Here is a 25,625-nt window from a genome sequence, read left to right as displayed (position 1 = left end):
CAATGGCCCGCAGGTTTTCCGCGTCCTATCAGATCGAACCGTTCTCGGCGCTCGCCACCTGGGCGAGGCGGCTCGCGATATTCGCGGCGGTCGCGGCGGTGGTCTCGATCATCATCGTGCGCTTCGGATTCCTCGAAGTGCGCCCGGCGCTGGCGACTTTTTTCGGCGCGCTGGCCTGCGCGAGCCTGTCCATCCTGATCGGTCTCGCAGCATTCGCTGCAATCTGGCAGAACGGATCGCGCGGCATGAGCCGCATCCTGCTGGCGATGCTGATCGACGTCGCGGTGCTCGCCTATCCCGCCTATCTCGGCCTGCAATACCGTAAGCTGCCCGCCATCCACGACATCACCACCGATCCGATCGACCCGCCGCGCTTCGAGGCGCTGGCACGGCTGCGCGCAAGCGAGGGCGCCAACACCGCGGTCTATGCCGGCCTGTATTCCGCCGAACTGCAGCGCGCGACCTGGCCGGACATCGAACCGGTGGATCTCGACGTCCCGGTGCAACGCGCCTATGACGTGACGCTGGCGCTGGTCGCCAAGCGCAAATGGCTCGTGATCGATGAGCGTGCGCCGCAACCGCCGCGCCGCATCGGCCGCATCGAAGCGGTGGCACGCACGCCGATCATGGGGTTTCGCGAGGACGTCTCAATTCGCATCACGCCTGACGGCGACGGATCACGCGTCGATATCCGTTCGTCCTCACGCTACTTCGAAAGCGACCTCGGCAGCAACGCATCCCGCGTCAGCAAACTGATCGAGGACATCAACAGCGCCGTGGAAAGGGCGCCGGCGCCGAACAAACCGGCCGCGCCGGCCAAGGCTCCGGCGAAGGGAGTGGCGAAGAAGTAGCCGTCATTGCAAGGAGCGAAGCAACGAAGCAATCCAGAATCGAACGCGTCATACGCGGCTCAAGCCGGGCAATGACGACAGAGATGTGTGCCGGCAGGATCAGGCCCAACGCTGACGAAAGCAATGCCAATTCAGGCCAGTCGGTAACTCGCGCCGATCGCCGGGTCGCCATCGGTTGCCACCACGCCGCGCCCGACCAGATCCTCCAGATGCGCGAGCACGGAATAACCGGCGGCTCCTGTGAGCCGCGGGTCGATGCCGATATAGATCGCGCGCACCATGGTCGGGATATCGGCCTCGCCCTTTGCTAGGCGGTGCAGGATTGAGGCTTCGCGCGCGCGGCGATGGCGGATCAGGAACCGGACATAGCGCGGCGCGTCGGGAATTTCCGGGCCGTGGCCGGAGAAATACAGATCTTCGTCGCGCAGCGTCAACTTTTGCAGCGACGCCATGTAGTCCACCATCGATCCGTCCGGGGGCGCAACGATCGACGTCGACCAGCCCATCACGTGGTCACCGATGAACATCAGCTTCCGCTCGGGCCATGCAAACGCCAGGTGATTGGCGGTGTGGCCCGGCGTCGCCACCGCCTGCAGCGTCCAGCCATCGCCTGCGATGGTTTCACCGTCGCGCACCTGCTCATCGGGCCGGAACTCGCGATCGGCGCCGGATTCGGTGGAAATTTTCTCGCTCTCGTAATACGGGCGGGACGCACGGTGCGGACCCTCGGCATAAACGATCGCGCCGGTGGCCGCCTTGAGCCGCGCGGTGTTCGGCGAATGGTCGCGGTGGGTGTGGGTGACGAGGATGTGGGTGACGGTTTCACCGCGCACGGCATCGAGCAGCGCCGATGCGTGGGCGTCGTTGTCGGGACCGGGATCGACGATCGCAACCTTGCCGCGGCCGATGATGTAGCTCACCGTGCCGGTGAAAGTGAACGGCGAGGGATTGTTGCAGAGGATGCGGCGCACGCCCGGCCGGACCTCGTCAACGACGCCCGGCTTCAGCGGAAAATCTCGGTTGAACGGGATGTCGTCGGTGTCGGACATGGGAGAGCCTGTTGTTAACGCCGTCATGGCCGGGCTTGTCCCGGCCACCCACGTCTTCCTTGTTTCGACGCCTCAAAGACGCGGATGCCCGGCACATGGCCGGGCATGACGAGCCTGGACGTCGTGCGCGCGCTGCAATCCTTACGAAAACGCCTGAATACCGGTGATCGCGCGGCCGAGGATCAGCGCGTGGACGTCGTGCGTTCCCTCATAGGTATTCACCGTTTCCAGATTCGCGGTGTGGCGCATCACGTGATACTCGATCTGGATGCCGTTTCCCCCGTGCATGTCGCGGGCGACGCGGGCGATGTCGAGCGCCTTGCCGCAATTGTTGCGCTTGACGATGGAGATCATTTCAGGAGCCATCTTTCCTTCATCCATCAGCCGGCCCACCCGCAACGAGGCCTGCAAACCCAGTGCGATATCGGTCTGCATGTCGGCGAGCTTCTTCTGCACCAGTTGCGTCGCCGCCAGCGGGCGGTTGAACTGTTTGCGGTCCAGCGTGTACTGCCGGGCACGATGCATGCAGTCTTCCGCGGCACCCATCGCGCCCCAGGAAATGCCGTAGCGCGCGCGGTTGAGGCAGCCGAACGGCCCCTTCAGGCCGGACACATTGGGCAGCAGCGCGCTCTCCGGCACCACCACGCCTTCCATCACGATTTCGCCGGTGATCGACGCACGCAGGGAAAGCTTGCCGCCGATCTTGGGCGCCGACAGGCCTTTCATGCCTTTTTCAAGGATGAAACCGCGGATCTGGTTGTTATGCTCGGCCGATTTCGCCCACACCACGAACACGTCGGCAATCGGCGCATTCGAAATCCACATTTTGGAACCGGTCAGCCGATAACCATCGGAGACCTTCTCGGCACGGGTCTTCATGCCGCCGGGATCGGAACCGGCATCCGGCTCGGTCAGGCCGAAGCAGCCGACCCATTCGCCGGTGGCGAGTTTTGGCAGATATTTCTTGCGCTGGTTCTCGTCGCCATAGGCATAGATCGGATGCATCACCAACGACGACTGCACCGAATTCATCGAGCGGTAGCCGGAATCGACCCGCTCGATCTCGCGCGCGACCAGGCCGTAGGCGACATAGCTCGCATTGGCGCAGCCATATTCTTCCGGCAATGTGATGCCGATCAGGCCGAGTTCGCCCATCTCATTGAAGATATCGCGGTCGGTCTTCTCTTCCAGATACGCCTTGGTGACGCGTGGCAGCAGTTTGTCCTGCGCATAAGCGCGCGCAGTGTCGCGGATCATGCGCTCGTCTTCGGTGAGCTGCTCGTCGAGCATGAACGGATCGTCCCACTGGAAATTCACCGGGGCCGGCTTGTCCTTGGTCTGGGGGCGCACGCTCATGAAAATTCCTTTCTCGTCTCAAACTTGCCGACAAGTTAAATCGCTGAAGGCAAGAGTGCAATCGTATTACGCGCCGTCATTCGGGGGCATACCCTCTTAGGCGCGAAGACGGGCGCCCGGAATGACGGCAAGGCATCACCCTTCAAGGTGTTCGTTAGAGACGATCTCGATGCCGAACCCGGACAGCCCCTTGTAGTCATGCACCGAGGAGGTGAGATGGCGGATCGAACTGACGCCGAGATCGCGCAGGATCTGCGCGCCGACGCCGACCTCGCGCCATTGCCGGTTGCGGTCGGCTTCCGCCGATTTCAACTCCGCCAGCGGCGCCACCGGAACGCCGGCGGCGCCGTCTCGCAGGTACACCAGCACGCCGCTGCCGGCCGCCTTGAAATGTTCCAGCACCGCCTGCAGGCGTTTCGAACCGGTAAAGATGTCCTTGACGATATTGGGCTTGTGAAACCGCGTCAGCACGTTCCTGCCGTCGCCGATGCCGTTGTAGACAAAGGCGGCATGATGGATCGGATCGAACGGCGAACGGTAGGCGTAGCCCTGCAGCGGTCCGATCGGACTTTCGGTGGTAAAGGTCGAAACCCGTTCGATCAGCTTTTCGCGCGCCTGACGGTAGGCGATCATGTCGGCGATGGTGACATGTTTGAGCCCATGTTCGGCCGCGAACCGCGCCACCTGCGCGCCCTTCATCACCGTGCCGTTGTCGTTCATCAATTCGCTGATGACGCCGACCGGCGGCAGGCTGCTCAGCTTGCAGAGGTCGACCGCCGCCTCGGTATGGCCGGAGCGCAGCAGCACGCCGCCGTCGCGTGCGATCAGCGGGAACACATGACCGGGGCGGGCGAAATCGCTGGCGCCGGCGTTCGGGTTGGCGAGCGCCCGGCAGCAGGAGGCGCGTTCGTCCGCCGAAATGCCGGTGCCGCCATCGGGCTTGTAGTCGATCGAAACCGTAAACGCCGTGGTGTGGTTGGACTCGTTGTTTGCCACCATCGGATCGAGCCGAAGCCGCCGTGCGTCTTCCGTCGTGACCGGCGCGCAGACGATCCCGGAGGTGTGGCGGATGATGAAGGCCATCTTTTCTGCAGTGCACAGCGAGGCCGCCACGATCAGGTCGCCCTCGCCCTCGCGGTCGTCATCGTCGGTAACGACGACGATTTCGCCGCTGGCGAACGCCTGGAGAATTTCGGGTATCGGGTGGGCCATGATGTCTCACTTGTGCCGGGAGCATTTAGCCGGACTTCGCTGCCCGCGCCAGCGATATGACGCAGGGCAGAACAACGCTGGCGGGGCATCGAGCCTGCCTTTGTTTCGCTCGGCGAAACCCTACGACAGCCGTTCCGGGCGGACGTTAATTCGTCAGGGCCGCGCTTGTCCCGGCCATCCACGTCCTGTCTGCAAAAAGTAAGTAAGACGTGGATGCCGGCACAAGGCCGGGCATGACGCGTTGCTACGGCAGCACCTCGCGCCGTTCGCCTAAGCGCGCGTCGACCTCGGCGCGCTTGTCGGCGAGCAGTCCCTTGTCGGCCGCCTCGATCACGTCGAACAGTTCGTGGGCTTCGCTGAGCCGCGTCACCACCACATAGTCGGCGCCGGCGGCGTACTGATCCTCGACATCGGCCAACAGATCGGCGGTGGAGATGATCCGCGCGGTTTCGTTCAGCGAACGGACGTGACGGACCAGCTTTTCGTTGTCGGCGCCCTTCAGCAGCGAGTCCGGCACGCTGAGGATGATGATCTCGGCTTTACCGACCCCGGCATGCACCAGCGTATCTACATTGCTGATGTCGCCGTAGGTCACATGCACGCCGCGTTTTGCGAGGTTCTGGAATACCACCGGATTGAAATCGACCACGCCGATCTGGTCCAGCAGCTTCGGATTCTGGCGTTCGATCTCGCTCAGCAGCGCGCTGGCGGCTCGAAAAAATCCCAGGATCAGGATGCGCCGTCCCTCGCCATGGCCGCCCTCCTCGCCCTGCTCCGGCCCGATGTGATCGAGATCACGAAGCCCGATCCGCTTCAACGAAGCGATCGCCCATCGCGTAATCCGGTCGCTGCGTCCAATGGCGAAGGTGCTCAGCACCGCCAGGATCACGAAGGCGAACGACGCCGCGCTCGCGGTCTGGGTCTTGATGTGGCCGGCGACGACGCCGGTCTGAATCACCACCAGCGAGAATTCACTGATCTGCGCCAAATTGATCGACGGCAGCAGGCTGGCGCGCAGCCCTTGCTTGAGAAAATACAGCGGCGTGAACGTAGTGACCATGCGGCTTGCCACGGTGAAGGCGGCGATGACGAGCGCGAGCCCGATCACCGACGAATTGGGAATCGGGATCGTCATGCCCAGCGCCACGAAAAACAGCGTGATAAAAAAATCCCGCAGCGTCGTGATCTTCGCGGTGACATCCAGCGCATAGGGGAAGGTCGACAGCGAAACGCCCGCAACCAAAGAACCCATTTCGCGCGACAGCTGCAGCATTTCGGCGATCTGGCCGATCAGGAAACACCACGCCAGCGCGCCCAGCAGCACCAATTCCGGGCGACGTGCGATCTGGTGAAACAGCGGCGGCAGCACATAGCGACTGAGCGCCAGCGCGGTAACCACCAGCACCAGCACGCGCGCGATCGACAGCAGGATGACGCCGACCTGCAGATCGGCAAGGCTGGGCTGTACTGCGAGAAACAGGATGGCAAAAATATCCTGCAGCACCAGTACGCCGAGGGTGATTCGCCCCGGCAGCGTATCGAGTTCGCGCTTCTCGTAGAGCACCTTGACGATAATGACCGTGCTGGAGAGCGCACAGGCAATGCAGAGATACAAGGCATCGAACCCGCCGCCGCCCATCGAGAGGCCGATGGCCATGAAAAACAGCACACCGAGAATGCAGCCGCCGATCAACTGGCCGCCGGCGGCGAACAGGATGACGCGGCCGGCGCGGATGATCTTCTTGAGGTCGATTTCCAGGCCGATCATGAACAGCATGAAGATCAGGCCGAGTTCGGAGATGATCTGGATCGACTCCTGCGACTTGACCCAGCCCATCCCGAATGGACCAATGAAAAACCCGGCGATAAGATAGGCCAGGATCAGCGGCTGCCGGGAGAAATGGGCTGCAAGCCCAAGCCCCCATGCAAACAGGATGCAAAGCGTGATGTCGCGAATGAGCTCGTGCATGATCCAGAACCAGCCGGCGATGCTTCCAGCGCACCCTAAAGGCGGGCGCTGGAGCCTCAAAGAGCTAATTCGAAATGTCCATCGCGCGATCTGTCACAGTCCGGCCGCCTTGGTGCTGATCGCGGCCTGGGCGGCGCTGCTGGCGGCACCGATAGCGTCGGCACAGACCGCAGCCGGCATCGAGCCGCGTTTTGCGACCTCGCTGACCGGCCTGCCATCGGAGAAACTCAGCGTCACCGGCTTGTTTTATGTTCCGGCCTATTCCAGCGTGTCGCTCAGCGAGGGGCGGTTGCGGGCGGATTTTTCGGTCACGCTGAACGTCCACAACGCCTCCGAGACGCGCCCGCTGGTACTGCGGCGGATCGCGTATTTCGACACCAACGGCAAGCCGGTGCAAAGCTATCTGAAGGAACCGGTCGCGCTAAAGCCGTTCGCGACCATCGAGGTGTTCATCCCCGCCACCGATGTCCGCGGCGGCACCGGCGCAAATTTTATCGTCGACTGGGCCGCCGACGGGCCGATCGCCGAGCCGGTAATCGAGGCGCTGATGCTCGGCGGCCTCGGCGCCGGACAATACGCATTCATCAGCCAGGGACGGCCGGTGAAGGTGGTCGGGGGCAACTAGATTTTGTTTGCTCGAGATGACACACATAACTCGTCGTTCCGGGGCGCGCGAAGCGCGGGCCCGGAATCCATAACCACCGTTCGTGAGTATGGATACCGGGCCTGCGCCAAGAGGCGCATCCCGGAATGACGAAAAACAAAAAGGGAGACTATGTTCATGGCCATCGGAATGTTCGACTTCGCGCCGCTGCTGCCGGCAGGATTGCCGGCGCCCGCGGCGAAGTGGACCGGCCTTGCGAAATACTCCTTCATCGGCGGCAACAACGACCCGGATCAGGTGCCGGTCGATGGACTGATCGAGGCCGTCAATGCGGTGCTGAAACGTGAGGGCCGCACGCTCGCCACTTACGGCCTCGCCAGCGGCCCGCAGGGCTACCGCCCGCTGCGTGAATTCCTGGTCGGCAAGCTCGAACGTGACGCCGGCATCGCCTGCACCGCCGACGACATCCTGATCGTTTCCGGCTCGCTGCAGGCGCTCGATCTGGTCAATCACACGCTGCTGGCGCGCGGCGATACCGTGATCATCGAACAGGACAGCTATCAGGGCGCGCTGAACCGGCTGACGCGGCTCGGTGTCGACATGATCGGCATCCCGCTCGATGGCGACGGCATGCGGATCGATGCGCTGGCGGCGGCGCTGGAAGACCTGAAGCGCAGAAACATCCAGCCAAAATATATCTATACGATTCCGACAGTACAGAATCCCACCGGCACCATCATGCCCGAGGCCCGCCGTCTCGAAATGCTGAACCTGTCGCAGCAATACTGCGTTCCGATTTTTGAGGACGATTGCTATGCCGATCTGATCTGGGACGGCAAACGCCCGCCCGCGATTTATGCGCTGAGCACGCACGGCGGCGTGATCCACATCGGCTCGTTTTCCAAATCGATCGCGCCGGCGTTGCGAGTCGGCTTTATCGTCGCCCCATGGGATGCGATGTCGCGCATGCTGGCATTGAAGACCGACGCCGGCTCCGGGGCGTTGGAGCAGATGGTGCTGGCGGAATATTGCGCGGCGCATTTCACCACGCATGTGCCAAGGCTGACGCGCGGCCTGCGGGCCAAGCTGGACACCTTGATGGAAGCGCTCAACGAACAGTTCGGCACCGCGGCCGAATTCGAGGATCCGAAGGGCGGCATCTTCCTGTGGGTGAAACTGCCCGATAATGTCGATACGCTGAAGCTGTATCAGGCCGCGCTCGCCGCTGGCGTCGCGATCAATCCGGGGCCGGAATGGTCCACCGACAAAGCCTATGGCAAGAGCCGGATGCGGCTGTGCTTCGCCAGCCCGTCGGTGGATGAGATCCGCGAGGGCATCGCAGCATTGGCCGAAGTGTGCCGCCGGGAATTCGGCGTGCCCGAGCGAATCGCGAATGTGGAGCGGACACCGCCTAAGTCGTCATTGCCCGGCCTTGTGCCGGGCATCAGGTCTTAAACGCCGAAACAAGAAAGTGAATGGCCGGGACAGGCTCGGCCATAACGAGCGTGTATTTCTCACCGTACCGCAAACGGCGACTGATAGGGCCGGCCGAACGGGACGCCGTTGATCACGGTCTGCACCGGCTTCAGAATTGCCTTGCCGTCGCGCTTGTTGTTGCGGGTGTCGAGGAATGACACCGGCCCCTCCGCCAGCTCCATGATCGCGACGTCGCCGGGTGCGCCGACCTGCAGCGTGCCGATCTTCGGCGCCTTGTTGATGATCGCCGCCGGCGCCGTGGTCGCCATCGCCACCACCTGCTCCAGCGTGAAGCCGAGCAGCATGAACTTGCTCATCACGTTCGGCAGATACGGCATTCCCGGCGAGTTGCCGGAAAACACGTGAATGTCGGACGAGATGGTATTAGGCGTGCAGCCGCCGGGGATCGCCACCTCGGCAACCGTGAAATCGAAGCTGCCGCCGCCATGGCCGACATCGAAAATCACGCCGCGCTGCTTGGCGGCAAGCGCGGCCGGCAACAATTTGCCGTCCTGCACGATATTGGTGAAGGCGCCGGCGTTGTTCGGCGCTCCCGAATAGGCGTGGGTGAGGATGTCGCCCGGCCGCAGGATGTTGAGAATGTCCGACATCAGCCGAGGCGTTTCGACGCCGCCGATATGCACCATCATCTTCGCCGGCCAGCCGCACATCTCGCAGGCCTGGATCGCGCGCTTTAATGGTTCGATGCCGTGCTTGTAGATCACGTTTTCAGACATCCGCACCTTGACGCCGAGCAGGAAGTCCGGATTTTCCGAAAGCGCCATGGCGCAGGCTTCGACCTGCGCGTTGTCGATGTTGTAGAGTTCGGCGACCGGAAACGCCGACAGGCCGTTATTGGCGATATGTACGAAGGCGTAAATCCGCGTCCGCGACTGCGCCACGATGTAGCGGCGCAGCGCCGCGAGATTATTGACGCCGGCATCGCCCGCCGAAACCATTGTCGTCGTGCACTGAAACTGCGCCAGCTCATCGGCGGGGATGCCGATCGCCGAGCCGTAGGGATAGACGTGGGAATGCAGATCGATCAGGCCGGGCGTCACCAGCTTGCCCGTGGCGTCAATGGTCTTCGACGCCCGCGCCGCGGGGATGTCGTTCTCGATCGCTTCGATCGCGCCCCAGCGGATGCCGATGTCGCGCTTACCCCGCAACGACTGGCTGGGATCGAGTACATCGCCGCCCTTGATCACAAGGTCGAACTTGTCGCTCGGTCCCATCGCAGCGCTTGCGAACCGTCCCGACAACGTCGTTGCGGCAGCCGAGCCAGTGAGTGCAAGGAAATTGCGGCGTGATACAACAGGCATGCTGACGTCTCCCCTGAAAGATTTATTTATATGGCAACGATGATGAAGCTAACACCGTAGGTGCGCAAGCATTCCGCATCACTGCGTCATAGCGAGGAGCGGAGCGGCGAAGCAATCCAGCCTGGGTTAATCACCGGATTGCTTCGCTCGAAATGACGTGCGGTTGCTGCACCGCTTGGCAGTCGGATTTTGTGCTGCGCTGCGTCCTGACCGCTGGCTTCCATCAAGGCTTTGTCCTAATCTCCTGCCTGCAAACAACGGGCCTCCAGAGCCTCGAACGGGAGATGTCCATGGCCGCCCTCCGCATTCTCGCATCCGCCCTCTGCCTCGCCACCTGCGGCACCACCGCCTTGGCCGACGATCCGCTGCCGCGAGCCAAACCGGAAGAGGTCGGCCTCTCCAGCGAGCGGCTGGCGCGGATCGGAGAGACCCTGAAGGCCGACATCGACGCCGGACGGATTCCCGGCGCCGTGATCGCGATCGCGCGGCGCGGCAAGCTGGTGGCGCTCGATGCCTATGGCTGGCGCGACAAGGCCGCCGGCGTTGCCATGACCACCGACACCATCTTCAACATCGCCTCGATGACCAAGCCGATGACGGCGGTGGGCGCGCTGATGCTCTACGAGCAGGGCAGGCTCCTGATCGACGATCCGCTGGCAAAATACTTCCCGAAATTCGCCGATATGCGCGTCACCCTGCGCGATGCCGGCGAGCCGGTCGAGGAAACTGTGCCGGCGAACCGCAAGATCACCATTCAGGATCTGATGCGGCACACCTCCGGCATCGTCTACGGCGGTCGCGGCAGCACGCTGGTGCACAAGATGTATCCGGGCGGCAGCGGCGATGCGTCGCGCGATTACGACGGCGCCGCCTTCATGGACAAGCTGGCGTCGCTGCCGCTGCTGTATCAACCGGGCACGGTTTGGGATTACGGTTTCGGCCTCGACGTACTCGGTCTCACCATCGAACAGATCAGCAAGCAATCGCTTGGGCAATATCTGCAGGCCAATCTTTGGACCCCGCTTGGCATGACTGACACCGGTTTTTCGATTTCACCGGACAAGGCCGCGCGCTATGCCAAGCCGCTGCCCGTCGATCCCGACACCGGAAAAGAGCAGACGCGCAGCCCTGAACTGACGAAACCGCTGAAATTCGAATGCGGCGGCGGCTGTGCCGCCTCCACCGCGTCGGACTATCTGCGCTTTGCAATGATGCTGATGAACGGCGGACGCTCCGGCGAGGCCCGGCTGCTTGGGCCCAAAACCGTTGGCTACATGCTGGCCGATCAGCTCGGGCCCAGCATCAAGAACCTGGTCGGCAATGCCGATCCGACCCGCGCTGATTATGGTTTCGGGCTCGGCCTTGCGGTGCGGACCACGCCCGGCGTGGTGAAGATGATGGGCTCGGTTGGACAATTTTCATGGCCGGGCGCCAGCGGCACCGACTGGTGGGCCGATCCGAAGGAAGAACTCGCGGTGGTGTATCTATCGGCGGCGCCCGGACCGATTCGCTGGCACTATCGGCAGAAGATCAACGCGCTGGTGTATCAAGCGATTGTGGAATAGCGCGTTAACCAAGTCGCCTTCCTGAACGTCCGTTCAGAAATTTTTGCCCGGTTCCAGCGGAACGTTGCCGGAGATTTGATGTTCTCTTTCTACTTAACTGAGGAGAGAGGACATCATGAACAAGTTTGGATTTATCGCAGCGGCGGTGGCCGCTATTGCCATTGCAGCCCCGTCGGTGGCCAGCGCCGAGAAAATCATCATCAAGCGTGGCGGCGACCACCACTATGGCGCCCGTGCTGAGTTTGGTCATCGCGATCGCGGCTGGCACCGTGGGCATGACCGGAAGGTCGTCATCATCAAGCGCGGACACGATCACCGTTATTGATCAGGTGATGGAAATGGCCCCGAAAGGGGCCATTTTCTTTCTAGGGCGCGCGCGTAGCACCGTCATCCCCGGCCTCAATCCCACGCCGGCGCAAAGCCGGGATTGACAAGGCGCTTGTTCTTCGGCAGCGCGGCGATGGCGGCGCGATCCTCATCGTCAAGGCCGACATGTAACGCATCGAGATTAGCCTTCTGGCTCTCCGACCGTGATGCCTTCGGAATCGCGGCGACGCCGTCCTGATCGAGCAGCCATTTCAGTGCGACTTGAGCGGCGCTGACGCCGTGCTTTTCGCTGATGGCCTTCAGCGTCTTGTCTGTCGCTACCCCGCCCTGCGCCAGCGGGCAATAAGCGACGAGTGGAATCGATTTGCTCGCCAGATAATTGCGCAGCGGCTTTTGATCGAGAAAAACGTGATATTCAACCTGATTGCAGGCGATCGGCGACCCGATCTCCTCAACCACGGTCTTCATTAGTGCGATGTTGAAATTGGCGACGCCGATGGCACGGGTGCGGCCTTCTTCCCTCAGCCTGTTCAGCGTCTCGAACATCGCCGGCAGATTCATTCTCTTCGCCGGCCAGTGCACCAGATAAAGATCGACGTGATCGAGCCGGAGTTTCTTCAGGCTGGCGTCCAAGGCCCGGCGGATCGCGTCGGGGGCAAGGTTTTCGTTCCAGACCTTCGTTGTGACATGCAGATTTCCGCGCGCGACTTTCGACGCGGCGATAGCCGTGCCGACGGCGTCCTCGTTGGCGTACATCTCGGCAGTGTCAATGTGCCGGTAGCCAAGCCCGAGCGCGCTTTCGACGGCGGCACGGCATACGGCGCCCTGCATGCGAAAGGTGCCGAGTCCAAGCCGCGGCAGGCCGATGCCTTGTGTTTGCAGATTTTCCAACTGAAAGCCTCCTGAAGACGTCAACGAACCGGCGTCGGAAGCTTATAGATGGCACGGCAATGATTGGCGAGACGCCGGGCATTTGATAGGGTTGGTTGATCGGCGTTCAAATCACGTTGAGTTGGCAACCGGCATGGTCAAAGCATTGCGCAGATGGCTGGAAGCCAACCAATTGCTCGCCATCGTCACCGGCGTCGTCAGCGCCCTCGTGGCGCTGTCCATGCTGCTGGTGATGGGCGGCTACCTGCTTGTAACGCGTTAGGTCAGCGTGCGGGCGATATTCGCGCGACAACCATCGTAGTGACCGCCGCGATGACGACGTTGAGGATCAGCGCGCCAAGCCCGACATAGAACACATAGCTGACGCCGCCGAGATCGACAGTTGCGAGCGGCTTCAGCCCGTTACTCCAGGCGGTCCATGAACCCCAGATAATTCCCGCGGCCCAGCCGAGCAGCAGGCCCCCGGCGCGGAACCAGCGCGTGAACAACCCGAACACCAGCGTCGGAAAGGTTTGCAGAATCCACAAGCCTCCAAGCAGTTGCAGGTCGAGTGCATATTGCGTCGGCAGGAACAGGATGAATGTAAGCGCGCCGACCTTGACGACCAGCGACGCGATCTTGGCGACGGCAGCTTCGCCGGCGTGGCTGATGTCCGGGTTGACGTAGGACTTCCAGACGTTGCGGGTAAACAGATTGGCCGCGCCGATGCTCATCACCGCCGCCGGCACCAGCGCGCCGATTGCGATCGCCGAAAACGCAAAGCCGGCAAACCATGAAGGGAACAGCGTCTTGAATAGCGTCGGCACCACGTCGTTGGGGGTGTCCACCTTGATATGGGCGGCATAGGCCATGTAGCCGAGCAGCGCGATCAGGCCAAGCAGCAGCGTATATGCCGGCAGCAGGATCGCATTCTTGCGGATGGTATCGGCGGATTTCGAGGCGAAGATGCCGGTCAGCGTGTGCGGATACATGAAGGCCGCCAGTGCCGACCCCAGCGCCAGCGTCGCATAGGGCAGCATCTGCGCCGGCTTCAGCGTAAGGCCTGTAGCGCCTCCTTTCGCCGTGAATGCGTCGCCGGCGGCGCTGAACACCGCGCCGTAACCGCCGAGCTTCATCGGCACGACCACGACCGCTACCAGCACCACGATATAGATCATGATGTCCTTGACGAAAGCGATCAGCGCCGGCGCCCGCAGGCCGGAACTGTAGGTGTACAGCGCAAGGACGACGAAAGCGGCAACGATCGGCAGCTCGCCGGTCAGGCCCATCGCCTTGATCACCACGCCCATGCCGATCAGTTGCAGCGCGATATAAGGCATGGTCGCCACCATGCCGGTGATCGCGACTGCAAGCTCGAGGCCGCGCGAATTGTAGGTACCGTAAACCACGTCGGCTGCGGTGACGTGGCCATTGGCGTGCGCCACTTTCCACAGCAGCGGCATTATCGCGAACACGAAGGGATAGACGATGACCGTATAGGGCAGCGCGAAGAAGCCGTAGGCGCCGACCGCATAGACCAGCGCTGGCACTGCGATCACGGTGTAGGCGGTGTAGAAGTCGCCGCCGACCAGAAACCAGGTGATCCAGGTACCAAACTGGCGTCCGCCCAGTCCCCACTCGTCGAGATGTTCACTGACCGGCCCGGCCTTCCAGCGCGCGGCAAAGAAGCCCATCACGGTAACAAGGGCAAAGAAGAAAATAAAAACCGAAAGCGCAACCCATTCGATCTGACCGGCCATGACGACGCTTCCCCGCTTTATGGCGTTTCGTCAGGCTGGCGGGATCGGTAGACCAGCCAGATCAGCACCGAACTGATCGGCACCCATGCCAGTTGATACCAATAGAAGAACGGGAAACCGAACAGTGCGGGTTCCTGGAAATTGTAGAACGGCACCCACAACAGCCCGATGAACGGCAGCAGCAACAGGATCCACATGGCGGGCTCCGGTTTCGCCGACCTGCGATGCCGGCTTCTGTCATGACAACAATTTAAGGAACGGATCGTCGCGTCGTCCATCGAATTGTGCGGCGGTTGACCGCACGAACGCGTGTCCCGGACGCGGGCAGTGCTTCATGCTGCACCGCAGAGCCGAGACCATACCATACGCTGGCGTTTTTCGCGGTCCCGGATCGTACGACGCGGCATGATCGGCAATGCTTCGCATCGCCTTAGAATGCCGCATCGCGCCCGATATCACGCTACTTCATCAAGTCGGCGCCCATCTTGCAGATCAACGCGTCCTGGTCCCCGGTGCCGCCGCTGCAGCCGATGGCTCCGACCAGCTTGCCGCCTTCCAGCAGCGGGAAGCCGCCGGGACTTGCCACCAGGGTCGGGTCGAGCGTCGATACATAGCCATGACCGGTCTCGAACGCATTGTAGAACGTGCGGGATTCGCGGCGGAACCGTGCCGAGGTGCGGGCCTTTCCGATCGAGATCGGCACCGACGCGATCTGCGCGCCTTCCATTCGAGAGAAATGCACCAGTTCGCCGTTGGTATCGACCACGGCAATGTTCATTTTCCAGTTTCTCCGTTTCGCCTCGTTTTCGGCCGCGGCCATCACCTGCTTGGCCTTCTCCAGCCCGATCGATACGCCGTAGGGAATATCGAACGGCATCGCATCCGGTGTTCCGCCGGACGCGGGCTGCGCCGGCGGAGCCGCGGGCGGCGGCGTTTGCGCCAGGCTTGGCGCACTGATTGCGATCACGGCGCAGGCCAGTGTCATTGAAACGAGTCGTCGCATGCTATTCCTCCGGTTGATCTTGCTTGTGATGATGATCTGACGCAATCTCGTTCTGCTGTCTCAAAAAGTCAGGATTGCTTCGCTGCGCTCGCAATGATGGTGAAACGCTGACGTTCTACTTTCCCAGATGTTTGTCGAAAAACCCGGCGATTTCTTCAAACGCTTCCTTGGCCTCGGGCGACGTATCGTCGCGATAATACTGCGCGTGCGATTGGCCTTCATAGACCTGCAGCACCGCGTCGACGCCGGCCTGACGCAGCTTGCGATGCACGCGCACGGTGTTGCTGAGCAACAGGTCGCGGGTGCCGCTGGTAAGAATCGTCGGCGGGAAGCCTTTCATGTCGCCATAGACCGGCGACAGCAGCGGATCCTTCAAATCGTGGCCGTTGGCATAGACCTTGGTACCCGCATCGCAAAAACCGTCCGGCGACACCAGCACGTTGTCCAGCATGGCGTTGGTGACGAAGGTGTCGCCGACCTTGGTCACATCCGACATCGGCGTGCCCGGCGCGATCGCCCCCGGCAACGGCAGCCCGTCCTGTCTCGCTTTCAGAACCATTTCCATCGTCAGAGCGCCGCCTGCCGAACTGCCGAAGACTGCGATGTTCTTCGGATCCGTCGTCTTGAGCGCGTTCTTGTAAACAGTGATGCCGTCATCAAGCGCAGCCGGGAAATACGCCTCGGGCGGCATTCGGTAATCCACCGCGATCACCTTGAAGTGGCCGAAGCCAGCCATGAAGATCGCTTCGGGCAGCGCCGCCTCGCCCGGATTGAGCACATAGCAGCCGCCGTGGACGTGGATCAGCAGCCGGTTGCGATTTTCCGGCGCGATCATATCGGGTGTGACAATGAAGGCCCGCACACCGTCGATGGTCGTCTTTTCGACCTTGACACGCAGCCGCTCCATCATCCCTGGAACGTTCTTGATGGTCCCGGCGGCGCCGGCGTCGGCAACCGGCTTCCATTCGTCGCCGGTCTTGGGCAGCAGGTTCCAGTTGGTGCGGAGCGGCGCGCCGATGATTTTCGCCATCTGCGGGCTGACGGTGGTCGGTACCGGAACGGACCGCGCAGGGACATCGAGCGTCCCTGTGGCAGTTTGCGCAGTCGCGGCCGATGAGTCGACCACTGCCATCGCAGCGCACAACAGCATCGTCATGCGCAGCACCGGCGTCATACATGGCTGGATCCGGGTTGCCGGCTGCTTCATTGCGTTTCCCTGTCAGTTTCTTGTTCGTGCTTTAATTCATTGCGGCGATTTGTGCCCGCCGGATGCTCCCCCTGCAACCCCGTCGGTGTTGAAATATTCCCGAACAACGACACGCGGGTCGCCGCATCGCAGCAGACGAGGCCTACTCGATCCTGATCCTTGCGTCATTGATCACGTTGCGCCAGCGTTCTTCTTCACCGCGCAAATAGCGGTCCAGCTCCGCGGGCGGGCCAACGGCCGTGACGAGACCTTCATTCACGCCGAGCCTTTTGAACGCCTCCGATTGCACCGCGACGGCGGCGGATTCGTTCAGGCGGCCGATGATCTCGGCAGGCGTTTTAGCCGGCGCATACAGGCCGTACCAGCTTTCCGCCGAATAGCCGGGCACGCCGGATTCCGAGACGGTCGGGAGTTCGGGAAACGCCGGCGAACGCCGTTCGGAAGTCACCGCGAGCGCGCGCAGTTGGCCCCCCGCGATCAGCGATGCCGCGCTGGCGACCGTCGTGAACATCACCTGGATCTGGCCGCCGAGCAGATCGGTGATGGCCGGCGCGGCTCCCTTGTAAGGCACCGCCGTCAGATTGACCTTGGCCATGCTCTTGAACAGCTCACCCGCCAGATGCGCGGACGTGCCGGTGCCGTAGGTGCCGTAGGAGAGTTTGTTGGAATCGACCTTGGCAACGGCGATCAGATCGGCAACCGACTTGATCGGCGACGCCGAATTGACCACGACGATGTTGAAGGACCGCGCTATCAGCGCGACCGCTGCGAAATCCTTGTGCGGGTCGTAGGGCAGCTTGGCATTCAGGCTTGGATTCACCGCATTGGCGAATGTGCCCATCAGCAGCGTGTAGCCGTCGGGATCGCTGGCGGCCACAGCCTGCGTGCCGATGATGGTCCCCGCGCCCGGCCTGTTCTCGATGATCAGGGGTGTGCCGAGGTCTTTCGTCATCTCCTGCGCCAGCGTACGCGCGATCACATCGGTGCCGCCGCCGGCTGCGAAAGGGACGATGATCCTGATGATTTTTTCAGGATAGATCGCACAGGCATCATTGACCGGCACCAGGGTCAATGCTGCGAGCGCGAACAGAACTGCTTTCAGACCGGACCGAAGCGACATTTCGTACCCGCATGATAGACGCCACTCTCATACACTGGTTTACGATCGCCTGTCTTGCTGCGCTATGCGCCGGGCGACCAACCGGTACGCGCCCCGATTGCTGGACGCCGCGACTCCTGATGCACTAGCATCGCCGCAACGACAAAAACAAACGTCCCGGGAGGACTTCATGAAGTATCGGCTGATCGGATTACTCCTGTTGGTGGGTCCAACGGCGTCAGCGCAGCAAGCCGTACCCGTCATTCCATTCGATTCGGCACCCAGTGCGCTTCGACTGCCATCCAACATGTATCTCGGCGAAGTCTCCGGCGTCTCGGTCAATTCCAAGGGCCATATCTTCGCGTTGTCGCGCGGCAATACCACCGGGCCGGCCTATGCCGCGGCGGCAACCCAACTGCTGGAATTCGACAAGGACGGCAAATTCATCCGCGAGATCGGCAGGAATCTCTACGCCTGGTCGTTCGGCCATACCGTCAAGATCGATCCGCAGGACAATATCTGGGTCACCGACAAGGGCTCAGACATGGTGATCAAGTTCGATCCCGAGGGCCGCGTGCTGATGGTGTTCGGCCGCAAGCAGGAAGCCTCCGACGAAGATACCGGGCCGGTAAAACATCCGAAGCCGCCGCTGCCGGCCGAAGATGGCCGGTTCCGCCAGGTTACCGACGTGGCGTGGGATCGGCAGGGCAATACGTTTATCAGCGACGGCTATATCAACTCCCGCGTCGCCAAAGTGGACAAGGACGGCAACTGGATAAAATCGTGGGGCGACCGCGGCAAGGAGCCCGGCCAATTCAACACCCCGCATTCGATCGCCGCCGACGCCAAGGGCAACGTCTATGTCGCCGACCGTGGCAACCGCCGCATTCAGGTGTTCGACGGCGATGGAAAATTCCTCAACCAGTTCACCATCGATGCGCCGGTGCCGCCGGATGCAAAGCCGGCGATCGGGAGGATTCCGGATGAGGCGATGATGGCAGGCGGTACGTTCGCGCCGGGCTCGCCGTGGTCGCTGTGCATCACGCCGCCGCCCAACCAGGTGCTGTACAGCTCCGACGCATGGCCGGGCCGTATCTACAAGCTCAGCCTCGACGGCAAGCTGCTCGGCATGCTCGGCCAGTCCGGCAAACAGCTGAAGCAGTTCGGCTGGATCCACGCAATGGCATGTCCATCGGAGAATACGCTCTATGTAGCGGAGCTGTTGAACTGGCGGGTGCAGAAACTGACGCTGCATCCGAAGTGAGCGTGCTCCGTTCATGCAGCAAACCACCTTCATCGTCATGGCCGGCTTTGTGCGGGCATCCCGTCTTTCTTCCTTTTTAGACACGCAAGCCGTGGATGGCCGGGACAAGCCCTCCATATGCACACATCTCGACCGTCATTGCCGGGCTTGATCCGGCAATCCATCCTTAAAAAAAAGAGGCTTTCCGACGTGATGGATACGCGGGTCATGCGCGCGCACGACAGGATGTGTGAATCTCGTGGGGACAAGCCCGGCCATGACGACAGAACGCTGGTTTCGATTAGGCTACTTCGTCGCGCTCGCGACATCCGCGTTCGACATGCCGATTTCCTTCAGCACCTCGTTGGTGTGCTCCCCAACGGCCGCCACGCGCGGGCCGGGACTGACCTCCGCCCCCGACATCCGGAACGGCATATTAAGCACCTGGAACGGTCCGGCATCGTCGGACACGTCAGCCAGAATGCCGCGATGGACACTCTGCGGGTCGGCCATCGCCTCGGCAACGCTGCGATAGGCCGAACAGGGAACGCCGGCCTTGTTGAGTTCGAGGAGGCATTGCGGCGATGTCAGCGTGCGCGACCAGGTCTCGACGCCTTGCATCAGGTCGCCCCAATGATCACGCCGCTCGGTATAGGCTGCAAAACGTGGATCGCGGATAAAATCAGGGCGGCCAGCCACCGTGACCAGGCTTTGGAACGTCTTTTCGCTGGCAACCGCCACAATTACATAACCGTCGGCGGTCTCCATCGGGCCGAACATCGGCCGCTGCGGCGGCTTGATCGGAAATTGGGCGCCCTGCACCTCGTTCAGCGTCAGGCTAAGCATCGATTCCAGCATCGATACATCGATGTGCTGGCCCTGCCCGATACGCTCGCGCTGATACAACGCCGAGGTAATTGCACCGTAAGCATAGACCCCGGTGAGGATGTCGGCGTGATAGATGCCGCAATAGTCCGGCCGCTCGCGGCCGGGCTGGTAGGCCAGGTGAGCGCGATCGTAACCTGACGCGGCATGGATCACCGGCGCGTATGCAGGCAATTCGGCCGACGGCCCGGTCTGGCCATACCCGGACATCGAGCAATAGATCAGCCTCGGATTGAGCTGGCGCATCGTTTCATGGTCGAGCTGCAATCGCCGCATCACGCCGGGCCGGAAATTTTCCACCAGCACATCGACCTTCGTGACCAGCCTTTTGACGGCCTCGCGCCCCTTTTCCGATTTAAGATCGAGCACGACGCTTTTCTTGCCGACATTGTAGGCGCCGAATACCGTACTGCAATTGCCACGCACCGGCGGACGTGTCCGCATGGTTTCGCCCTCGGCGGTTTCGACCTTGATGACGTCGGCCCCCATGTCCGACAGCATGCGGGTGCAGTGCGGACCGGCGATGGTGGTCGAGAAATCAAGCACCCGGATGCCCTGAAGCGCTTTTGCCGATCCCGTCATTTCCTGCTCCTCACCTGACTTTTTTCGTAGCGGTTTATTCGCACAATTGCACGGCGGGGGCGACCCCCGCGCTCGCCGTCGAATATTGCGTGGCACAAAGATTTCTGACAGGGGTCATTGCTATCGGCGCATCGCTTTGAGACCATGGACCAAGAATCAAGACCCGCACTCACGCGGGCGTCTCGGGGAAAGACCCATGCCCACCGTTCAGGCTGACCGTCTCACGCGTATCGGCGCTGCGCTTCTGAAAGCAGCCGGCGCGTCGGACGAAGAGGCGGATGCGGTAGCGGCCGGCTGCGTCAATGCCAATCTGGCGGGTCACGACTCCCACGGCATTATCGCGATCCCGACCTACATCGACCGTATCAAGGCCGGGCATATCGTTCCAGGGGCTGCATGGACCATCGTACAACAGTCGCCGACCACCACCGTGATCGACGGCCATTGGGGTTTTGGTTTCCACGTCAACGCCAGGGCGATGGCGCTGACGATCGAGAAGGCTAAAACGGCCAATGTCGCGGCCTGCACGGTATTTCGCCAGAGCCATGTCGGGCGCCTAGCGGCCTATCCGATGATGGCCATGCGCGAGGGCATGATCGGCCTTGCCACCGCGGATTCCGGCCGCTCGCCCAAGCATGTCGCGCCTTTCGGCGGGCGCGAAGCCAGGCTTGGCACCAATCCGATCTCGATCGCGGTGCCGTCAGACCTCGACGCGCCGTTCTATCTCGATATGGCAACCTCGGCAGTTGCAGCGGGAAAGATTCAACTCGCGGTCTCTCGCGGCGAGGACATTCCGACCGGCTGGATCGTCGACAGCGAAGGGCGGCAGACCACCGACCCGCGCCAGTTCCGCAACGGCGGCGCGCTGCTGCCGCTCGGTGGCACCGAGGGCTACAAGGGCAGCGGCCTCGCCGCCATGGTCGAAGTGTTGTGCGGCCTTCTCACAGGTTTAGGCTTCGGCGTCGAGCCGACCGGCCGGCACAATGACGGCTGCTTCATGGCGGTGTTCAATGTCGCAGCGTTCCGGCCCTTGAAGGATTTCAAACGGGAAGTCGCCGAATTCGCGCGTTACCTGAAGGCCACGCCGCCGTCGGAGGGCTCAGGCGGCGTGTTCTATCCGGGAGAGCTCGAATATATCCGCGAGCAGCAGCGCAGGGTGTTGGGCATCGACGTGGAAGACGCGACCTGGGACAAGTTGCGCGCGCTCGCCGGCGAATACAAATTGGCGACGGAACTGGATCTGGCGTGAGAGTAGCAGGGCGCAATAGCGAAGCGTATTGCGCGGCAGCGGCCGGCGGATCACGCTGCGCTGATCCGCCCTGCGCACGGTGACACGGAGAATCGCATGACACGGCAAATGGCACTGGTCGGATTCCTGCAGGCGCAGAATTGCACCAACCTGCCAAGTTCGTGGCGGCATCCGGAATCGCGCGACGATTCGATGTCGGCGGATTACTATCAGGAGATCGGTCGGATTCTGGAATCCGGAAAATTCCACATGGCGTTTTTCGACGACCGCCTGGCGATGCCGGACCGCTACGGCAACGATCACGCCCACACCGTCGAATACGGTATCCGCTGCGTCAAGATGGACCCTATCGTGGTGCTGACCGCGATGGGCATGGCCACCGAGAAACTCGGCCTCGCATCGACCTGCTCTACCACCTATTACGAACCCTTCGATGTGGCGCGCCGCTTCGCCACGCTCGACCTGATGACCGGCGGGCGCGCAGCCTGGAACGTGGTCACGTCAGTCAATGACGGCGAAGCGCATAACATGGGCAAGGATGCGCATCTGGAGCACGATCTCCGTTACGACCGTGCCGATGAATTCATGGAAGTGGTGCTTGGCCACTGGGATTCCTGGGAAGACGGTTCGCTGATCATCGACAAGAGCAGCGGGCGCTTTGCCGATCCGGCCAAAGTCAAACGGCTCGATCATGAAGGGCAATTTTTCAAGTCGCGCGGACCGTTTACGGTGCCGCGTTCTAGCCAGGGCCATCCGGTGATCATCCAGGCCGGCGCCAGCGGACGCGGCCAGCGTTTTGCCGGGCAGTGGGGTGAAGTCATTTTCACCGCGGCACGAAACCTGGCTTCCGCCAAGCAAGGTTACGATGCAATCCGCGACGAAGCCGCGAAGGCCGGACGCGATCCCGATCAAATGCTCCTCTGCAATCTGGTCACGCCGGTTGCCGGCGCGACCAAGGCCGAAGCCGAAGACAAGATGGCGCTGATCGAAAAGCTGCCGTTGGAAATCGACGCGCTGTCGCTGCTCGCCGAAGGATTGAACTTCGATTTTGCCTCCAAGGGCATCGACGAGCCACTGACCACCGAAGAGTTGCAGGGCATGCAGGGCATGCTCGGCATCCGCGACGGCGTACTTCGGACGTCAGGCAAGCCAAATCCGAGCACACGCGATTTCATCAAGTTCTCCGGCCGCGGCCAGACCCAGGACGCCATCGTCGGTGGGCCGGAGGAAATCGCCGACCGGCTGGAAGAAATGTTCGTTAACCGGGGCTGCGACGGTTTCGTCATCGCGGCGACTTACGTGCCGGGCTCCTACACCGATTTTGTATGCCACGTCGTCCCGGAATTGCAGCGGCGCGGCCTGTTTCACAAGGATTACCCCGGCACCACGCTGCGGGAGAATCTCGGCCTGAAGCGCCCGGCGGCGGGTGCATGGAAAAGTCGGCCGCGAGCCGCGGCGGAATAAAAGGAACTTCAAATGCGTTGGCTCAAATTCACCGCGGGCGGAGAAACGTCGTGGGGCGTCGTCGAAGGCGATGAGGTCATCGCGGTCAGCGGCGACCCGTTCGGCGAGTGGCGGCGCACGCCGCGCACGCATGCCTTGGCCGAGGTCAAGATCGAACTTCCGGTGATGCCGCGCACCTTCTATTGCGTCGGACTGAACTATCTAAAACATCTCACCGAGGCCGCCAACAAGCGCGGCGAAGTGCCCAACGTGCCGGACCGGCCGGAGATCGGCTACCGCGCTCAGAACGCGTTGATCGCGCATGGCGAGAACGTGGTGATTCCGGCCACCGCGACCGAGAAGATCCACTACGAGGGTGAACTCGTGGTTGTGATCGGAAAAAAAGCAAAACATCTGAGCGAGGCCGACGCGATGTCGTGCGTGTTCGGCTATACCATCGGCAACGATGTCAGCGAGCGCAGTTGGCAGAAAGCCGATCGTGGGCTGTGGCGCTCGAAAAATGCCGATACCTTCAAGCCGATGGGACCGTGGATCGAAACCGACCTCGACCTCGACAGGATGGAAACCATCATCAGGGTGAACGGCAGGGAGACCGGCCGCTTCCGCACCAACGACATGATCTTCGGCATCGTGCCTTTCATTGTCGAGTTGACGAAATATTTCACGCTGTGGCCCGGCGACGTGATCTGGATGGGCACCGACGGCGCCTCCCCCGACATCAAGGCGGGCGACGTGGTCGAGATCGAGATCGGCGGGATCGGTACGCTCCGCAACAGGTTCGTCGCGGAGACGGCATGAGCCGCCACACCACCGCGCATTACTTCCTTGAAGGTCTGGTCGACCTCGGCGTCGAGTACATCTTCGCCAATCTCGGCACCGACCACGTGTCGCTGATCGAGGAGATCGCGCGCTGGGACAGGCAAGGCCGCAAGCACCCTGAAATGATCCTGTGTCCGCACGAGATCGTCGCCGTGCATATGGCGGGAGGTTTCGCGCTGGCGACCGGACGCGGCCAGGCGGTGTTCGTTCACGTCGATGCCGGCACGGCGAATGCCTGCATGGCGATCCAGAACCTGTTTCGCTATCGGCTGCCGGTGCTGCTGTTCGCCGGCCGCGCACCTTACACGCTGCACGGCGAACTGACCGGATCGCGCGACACCTATGTACATTTTGTCCAGGACCCGTTTGACATCGCCGGCATCGTCCGTCCCTACGTCAAATGGGAGTATTCGTTGCCGTCCGGCGTGGTGGTGAAGGAAGCGCTGGCGCGCGCCAGCGCTTTTGCGCAGAGCGATCCGCCGGGGCCGGTTTACATGACGCTGCCGCGCGAAACGCTGGCGGAGCAATGGGACGAGGCGGTCATGCCGGCGTATCCGGCGGCGCGCTACGGCGGCGTCCGGTCGGGCGGCATCGATCCGGTGCGGGTCAGCGCGATCGCCGAGCAGGTGATGGCGGCGGAAAATCCGGTTGCGCTTACCGCCTATCTCGGCCGCAAACCGCAGGCGGTCGATATGCTGGACCGGCTGGCGCGAACCTGCGGCATCCGCGTCGCGGAGTTCAATTCGATCGACCTCAACATCCCGCAGGACTCGCCGTGTTTTGCGGGCTTCGACCCCCTGCCCTTGCTGGCCGATGCCGATCTCGGGCTGCTGCTCGACACCGACGTCCCGTTCATCCCGCAGGCTGCCAAAGGCGCCGAGGCCATCACATGGATCCAGATCGACATCGATCCGCTGAAGGCGGATTTCCCGATGTGGGGATTTGCCACCGATTTGCGCATTCACGGCGATTGCGCGACTGTTCTGCAGCAAGTGCTCGACATGGTCGAAGCGCGTGCCGATGATGCCTATCGCTCACGCGTCGCGGCGCGGATCGCGGGCTGGAGCGGCGCCAGCGGGGGGCGCGCGAAGCGTCGCACTGCCGGGAGCGCAAACAGAGGCGTTTCAGGCGCCCTCAATCCTGCCTTTGTGTTCGCAACGCTGAATGCAAAACTGTCGCAGGACGACATCGTCGTCAACGAAGCGATCCGCAACGGCCCCGTCCTGCAGGAGCACCTTACCCGGACAAAGCCGCAAAGCTATGTCGGCCTCGCCGGCGGCGGGCTCGGCTTCAGCGGCGGCATGGCGCTGGGCCTGAAGCTGGCGCAGCCCGGGCGCCGCGTCGTGCAGGTCATCGGCGACGGCGGCTTTCACTTCTCCTCGCCCGACAGCGTCTATGCGGTGGCGCAGCAATACCAGATTCCAATTTTCACGGTTGTGCTGGACAATGGCGGCTGGCAGGCGGTGAAATCGGCGGTGCAGCGGGTCTATCCCAAGGGCGTCGCGGCCGAAACCGACCAGTTTCAGTCGCGGCTGAGATCAGGCCGCCAGGGCGAGGCGCGGGATTTCTCGGGCATTGCGCGGGCGTTCGGCGCGCACGGCGAATGCGTCACCGAACCGGAGGAACTTGTTGCCGCGATCGACCGCTGTCTCGCAGCACTCGATGACGGCAAGGCTGCCGTGCTGCATGTCCACATCACGCTGCTTTGAGGGA

Annotated in this window: 23 protein-coding genes; 11 read left to right on the top strand and 12 right to left on the bottom strand. The window is 62.3% G+C overall.

Going from position 1 to position 25,625, the window contains the following annotated elements; all coding sequences use genetic code 11:
• Nucleotides 1-2: 2 nt before the first annotated feature.
• Nucleotides 3-851, top strand: coding sequence for a DUF1499 domain-containing protein (locus ACFE72_RS07980; protein ID WP_375412537.1), 849 nt, complete (start codon nt 3-5; stop codon nt 849-851).
• A gap of 131 nt (nt 852-982) precedes the next feature.
• Here ACFE72_RS07980 and ACFE72_RS07975 read toward each other — a convergent pair whose 3' ends face one another.
• The 4 genes from ACFE72_RS07975 to ACFE72_RS07960 all read right to left on the bottom strand — a co-directional run bounded on the left by ACFE72_RS07975 (nt 983) and on the right by ACFE72_RS07960 (nt 6,437).
• On the bottom strand, nt 983-1,900 hold the full coding sequence (locus tag ACFE72_RS07975) for an MBL fold metallo-hydrolase (protein WP_375412536.1): 918 nt from the start codon (nt 1,898-1,900) through the stop codon (nt 983-985).
• Between the two features lie 141 nt (nt 1,901-2,041).
• The gene (locus ACFE72_RS07970) at nt 2,042-3,256 is read right to left on the bottom strand and encodes an acyl-CoA dehydrogenase (RefSeq protein ID WP_375412535.1); all 1,215 of its coding nucleotides are present in this window, start codon (nt 3,254-3,256) and stop codon (nt 2,042-2,044) included.
• A gap of 135 nt (nt 3,257-3,391) precedes the next feature.
• Nucleotides 3,392-4,468 carry a 3,4-dihydroxy-2-butanone-4-phosphate synthase gene (ribB, locus tag ACFE72_RS07965; RefSeq protein ID WP_375412534.1) on the bottom strand — a complete coding sequence of 359 codons (1,077 nt, stop codon included), beginning with the start codon at nt 4,466-4,468 and terminating at the stop codon, nt 3,392-3,394.
• Nucleotides 4,469-4,712: 244 nt separating this feature from the next.
• Nucleotides 4,713-6,437, bottom strand: coding sequence for a cation:proton antiporter (locus ACFE72_RS07960; RefSeq protein WP_375412533.1), 1,725 nt, complete (start codon nt 6,435-6,437; stop codon nt 4,713-4,715).
• On the opposite strand from ACFE72_RS07960, the gene ACFE72_RS07955 reads away from it, so the two are divergent.
• Complete coding sequence (locus tag ACFE72_RS07955; RefSeq protein WP_375412532.1) at nt 6,436-7,062, top strand: DUF3124 domain-containing protein; 627 nt, start codon at nt 6,436-6,438, stop codon at nt 7,060-7,062. The two genes, ACFE72_RS07960 and ACFE72_RS07955, sit on opposite strands and share 2 nt — an antisense overlap.
• Before the next feature lie 156 nt (nt 7,063-7,218).
• Complete coding sequence (locus tag ACFE72_RS07950) at nt 7,219-8,496, top strand: PLP-dependent aminotransferase family protein (protein ID WP_375412531.1); 1,278 nt, start codon at nt 7,219-7,221, stop codon at nt 8,494-8,496.
• A 59-nt stretch (nt 8,497-8,555) separates the two neighbouring features.
• On the opposite strand, the gene ACFE72_RS07945 is transcribed toward ACFE72_RS07950, so the two are convergent.
• Nucleotides 8,556-9,839, bottom strand: coding sequence for an amidohydrolase family protein (locus ACFE72_RS07945; RefSeq protein WP_375412530.1), 1,284 nt, complete (start codon nt 9,837-9,839; stop codon nt 8,556-8,558).
• A gap of 290 nt (nt 9,840-10,129) precedes the next feature.
• Here ACFE72_RS07945 and ACFE72_RS07940 point away from each other — a divergent pair, with 290 nt between their 5' ends.
• Together ACFE72_RS07940 and ACFE72_RS07935 are read left to right on the top strand one after the other, a co-directional pair.
• On the top strand, nt 10,130-11,404 hold the full coding sequence (locus tag ACFE72_RS07940) for a serine hydrolase domain-containing protein (protein WP_375412529.1): 1,275 nt from the start codon (nt 10,130-10,132) through the stop codon (nt 11,402-11,404).
• Between the two features lie 115 nt (nt 11,405-11,519).
• Nucleotides 11,520-11,729 (top strand): hypothetical protein, encoded by a 210-nt coding sequence (locus tag ACFE72_RS07935; protein ID WP_375412528.1) that lies wholly within the window; start codon nt 11,520-11,522, stop codon nt 11,727-11,729.
• Between the two features lie 74 nt (nt 11,730-11,803).
• Here the strand turns inward: ACFE72_RS07935 and ACFE72_RS07930 are convergent, their stop codons facing one another.
• Nucleotides 11,804-12,622: an aldo/keto reductase gene (locus tag ACFE72_RS07930; protein ID WP_375412527.1), complete on the bottom strand. Its 819-nt coding sequence runs from the start codon at nt 12,620-12,622 to the stop codon at nt 11,804-11,806.
• Between the two features lie 133 nt (nt 12,623-12,755).
• Here ACFE72_RS07930 and ACFE72_RS07925 point away from each other — a divergent pair, with 133 nt between their 5' ends.
• The gene (locus ACFE72_RS07925) at nt 12,756-12,884 is read left to right on the top strand and encodes a hypothetical protein (protein ID WP_375412526.1); all 129 of its coding nucleotides are present in this window, start codon (nt 12,756-12,758) and stop codon (nt 12,882-12,884) included.
• Nucleotide 12,885: 1 nt separating this feature from the next.
• Here ACFE72_RS07925 and mctP read toward each other — a convergent pair whose 3' ends face one another.
• The 5 genes from mctP to ACFE72_RS07900 all read right to left on the bottom strand — a co-directional run bounded on the left by mctP (nt 12,886) and on the right by ACFE72_RS07900 (nt 17,691).
• Entirely contained in the window at nt 12,886-14,361 is a 1,476-nt protein-coding gene (mctP, locus tag ACFE72_RS07920) for a monocarboxylate uptake permease MctP (protein WP_375412525.1), read from the bottom strand.
• Between the two features lie 17 nt (nt 14,362-14,378).
• Nucleotides 14,379-14,558 (bottom strand): DUF3311 domain-containing protein, encoded by a 180-nt coding sequence (locus tag ACFE72_RS07915; RefSeq protein ID WP_375412524.1) that lies wholly within the window; start codon nt 14,556-14,558, stop codon nt 14,379-14,381.
• 263 nt (nt 14,559-14,821) lie between these two features.
• On the bottom strand, nt 14,822-15,364 hold the full coding sequence (locus tag ACFE72_RS07910; RefSeq protein ID WP_375412523.1) for a heme-binding protein: 543 nt from the start codon (nt 15,362-15,364) through the stop codon (nt 14,822-14,824).
• A 115-nt stretch (nt 15,365-15,479) separates the two neighbouring features.
• Nucleotides 15,480-16,571 (bottom strand): alpha/beta hydrolase, encoded by a 1,092-nt coding sequence (locus ACFE72_RS07905; protein ID WP_375412522.1) that lies wholly within the window; start codon nt 16,569-16,571, stop codon nt 15,480-15,482.
• 142 nt (nt 16,572-16,713) lie between these two features.
• Complete coding sequence (locus tag ACFE72_RS07900) at nt 16,714-17,691, bottom strand: tripartite tricarboxylate transporter substrate binding protein (protein WP_375412521.1); 978 nt, start codon at nt 17,689-17,691, stop codon at nt 16,714-16,716.
• Nucleotides 17,692-17,860: 169 nt separating this feature from the next.
• Here ACFE72_RS07900 and ACFE72_RS07895 point away from each other — a divergent pair, with 169 nt between their 5' ends.
• Nucleotides 17,861-18,934, top strand: coding sequence for a peptidyl-alpha-hydroxyglycine alpha-amidating lyase family protein (locus ACFE72_RS07895; protein ID WP_375412520.1), 1,074 nt, complete (start codon nt 17,861-17,863; stop codon nt 18,932-18,934).
• A 285-nt stretch (nt 18,935-19,219) separates the two neighbouring features.
• Here ACFE72_RS07895 and ACFE72_RS07890 read toward each other — a convergent pair whose 3' ends face one another.
• A complete protein-coding gene (locus tag ACFE72_RS07890) occupies nt 19,220-20,380 on the bottom strand; it encodes a CaiB/BaiF CoA transferase family protein (RefSeq protein WP_375412519.1) in 1,161 nt (386 codons plus the stop codon).
• Nucleotides 20,381-20,576: 196 nt separating this feature from the next.
• Between ACFE72_RS07890 and ACFE72_RS07885 the strand changes: the two genes are divergently transcribed.
• From ACFE72_RS07885 to ACFE72_RS07870, 4 genes are all read left to right on the top strand, one after another.
• On the top strand, nt 20,577-21,629 hold the full coding sequence (locus ACFE72_RS07885; protein WP_375412518.1) for an Ldh family oxidoreductase: 1,053 nt from the start codon (nt 20,577-20,579) through the stop codon (nt 21,627-21,629).
• 96 nt (nt 21,630-21,725) lie between these two features.
• Nucleotides 21,726-23,093, top strand: coding sequence for an LLM class flavin-dependent oxidoreductase (locus ACFE72_RS07880; RefSeq protein ID WP_375412517.1), 1,368 nt, complete (start codon nt 21,726-21,728; stop codon nt 23,091-23,093).
• Nucleotides 23,094-23,105: 12 nt separating this feature from the next.
• A complete protein-coding gene (locus ACFE72_RS07875; protein WP_375412516.1) occupies nt 23,106-23,891 on the top strand; it encodes a fumarylacetoacetate hydrolase family protein in 786 nt (261 codons plus the stop codon).
• Nucleotides 23,888-25,621: a thiamine pyrophosphate-requiring protein gene (locus ACFE72_RS07870; RefSeq protein ID WP_375412515.1), complete on the top strand. Its 1,734-nt coding sequence runs from the start codon at nt 23,888-23,890 to the stop codon at nt 25,619-25,621. The genes ACFE72_RS07875 and ACFE72_RS07870 overlap by 4 nt, the downstream gene beginning before the upstream one ends.
• Nucleotides 25,622-25,625 lie beyond the last annotated feature (4 nt).

This window comes from uncultured Bradyrhizobium sp., from assembly GCF_964252615.1.
In the GTDB taxonomy this organism is placed as follows: Bacteria; Pseudomonadota; Alphaproteobacteria; order Rhizobiales; family Xanthobacteraceae; genus Bradyrhizobium.
The sequence above is the reverse complement of the archived record's forward strand: the minus strand, read 5'-3'. Positions and strand labels throughout refer to the sequence as shown.

Excerpts from the sequence above, each read along its gene's own strand:
- ACFE72_RS07980 (WP_375412537.1), top strand. The coding sequence starts at position 3 with ATGGCCCGCAGGTTTTCCGCGTCCTATCAGATCGAACCGTTCTCGGCG.
- ACFE72_RS07975 (WP_375412536.1), bottom strand. The coding sequence starts at position 1,900 with ATGTCCGACACCGACGACATCCCGTTCAACCGAGATTTTCCGCTGAAG.
- ACFE72_RS07970 (WP_375412535.1), bottom strand. The coding sequence starts at position 3,256 with ATGAGCGTGCGCCCCCAGACCAAGGACAAGCCGGCCCCGGTGAATTTC.
- ribB (WP_375412534.1), bottom strand. The coding sequence starts at position 4,468 with ATGGCCCACCCGATACCCGAAATTCTCCAGGCGTTCGCCAGCGGCGAA.
- ACFE72_RS07955 (WP_375412532.1), top strand. The coding sequence starts at position 6,436 with ATGATCCAGAACCAGCCGGCGATGCTTCCAGCGCACCCTAAAGGCGGG.
- ACFE72_RS07960 (WP_375412533.1), bottom strand. The coding sequence starts at position 6,437 with ATGCACGAGCTCATTCGCGACATCACGCTTTGCATCCTGTTTGCATGG.
- ACFE72_RS07950 (WP_375412531.1), top strand. The coding sequence starts at position 7,219 with ATGGCCATCGGAATGTTCGACTTCGCGCCGCTGCTGCCGGCAGGATTG.
- ACFE72_RS07945 (WP_375412530.1), bottom strand. The coding sequence starts at position 9,839 with ATGCCTGTTGTATCACGCCGCAATTTCCTTGCACTCACTGGCTCGGCT.
- ACFE72_RS07940 (WP_375412529.1), top strand. The coding sequence starts at position 10,130 with ATGGCCGCCCTCCGCATTCTCGCATCCGCCCTCTGCCTCGCCACCTGC.
- ACFE72_RS07935 (WP_375412528.1), top strand. The coding sequence starts at position 11,520 with ATGAACAAGTTTGGATTTATCGCAGCGGCGGTGGCCGCTATTGCCATT.
- ACFE72_RS07925 (WP_375412526.1), top strand. The coding sequence starts at position 12,756 with ATGGTCAAAGCATTGCGCAGATGGCTGGAAGCCAACCAATTGCTCGCC.
- mctP (WP_375412525.1), bottom strand. The coding sequence starts at position 14,361 with ATGGCCGGTCAGATCGAATGGGTTGCGCTTTCGGTTTTTATTTTCTTC.
- ACFE72_RS07915 (WP_375412524.1), bottom strand. The coding sequence starts at position 14,558 with ATGTGGATCCTGTTGCTGCTGCCGTTCATCGGGCTGTTGTGGGTGCCG.
- ACFE72_RS07910 (WP_375412523.1), bottom strand. The coding sequence starts at position 15,364 with ATGCGACGACTCGTTTCAATGACACTGGCCTGCGCCGTGATCGCAATC.
- ACFE72_RS07905 (WP_375412522.1), bottom strand. The coding sequence starts at position 16,571 with ATGAAGCAGCCGGCAACCCGGATCCAGCCATGTATGACGCCGGTGCTG.
- ACFE72_RS07900 (WP_375412521.1), bottom strand. The coding sequence starts at position 17,691 with ATGTCGCTTCGGTCCGGTCTGAAAGCAGTTCTGTTCGCGCTCGCAGCA.
- ACFE72_RS07895 (WP_375412520.1), top strand. The coding sequence starts at position 17,861 with ATGAAGTATCGGCTGATCGGATTACTCCTGTTGGTGGGTCCAACGGCG.
- ACFE72_RS07890 (WP_375412519.1), bottom strand. The coding sequence starts at position 20,380 with ATGACGGGATCGGCAAAAGCGCTTCAGGGCATCCGGGTGCTTGATTTC.
- ACFE72_RS07885 (WP_375412518.1), top strand. The coding sequence starts at position 20,577 with ATGCCCACCGTTCAGGCTGACCGTCTCACGCGTATCGGCGCTGCGCTT.
- ACFE72_RS07880 (WP_375412517.1), top strand. The coding sequence starts at position 21,726 with ATGACACGGCAAATGGCACTGGTCGGATTCCTGCAGGCGCAGAATTGC.
- ACFE72_RS07875 (WP_375412516.1), top strand. The coding sequence starts at position 23,106 with ATGCGTTGGCTCAAATTCACCGCGGGCGGAGAAACGTCGTGGGGCGTC.
- ACFE72_RS07870 (WP_375412515.1), top strand. The coding sequence starts at position 23,888 with ATGAGCCGCCACACCACCGCGCATTACTTCCTTGAAGGTCTGGTCGAC.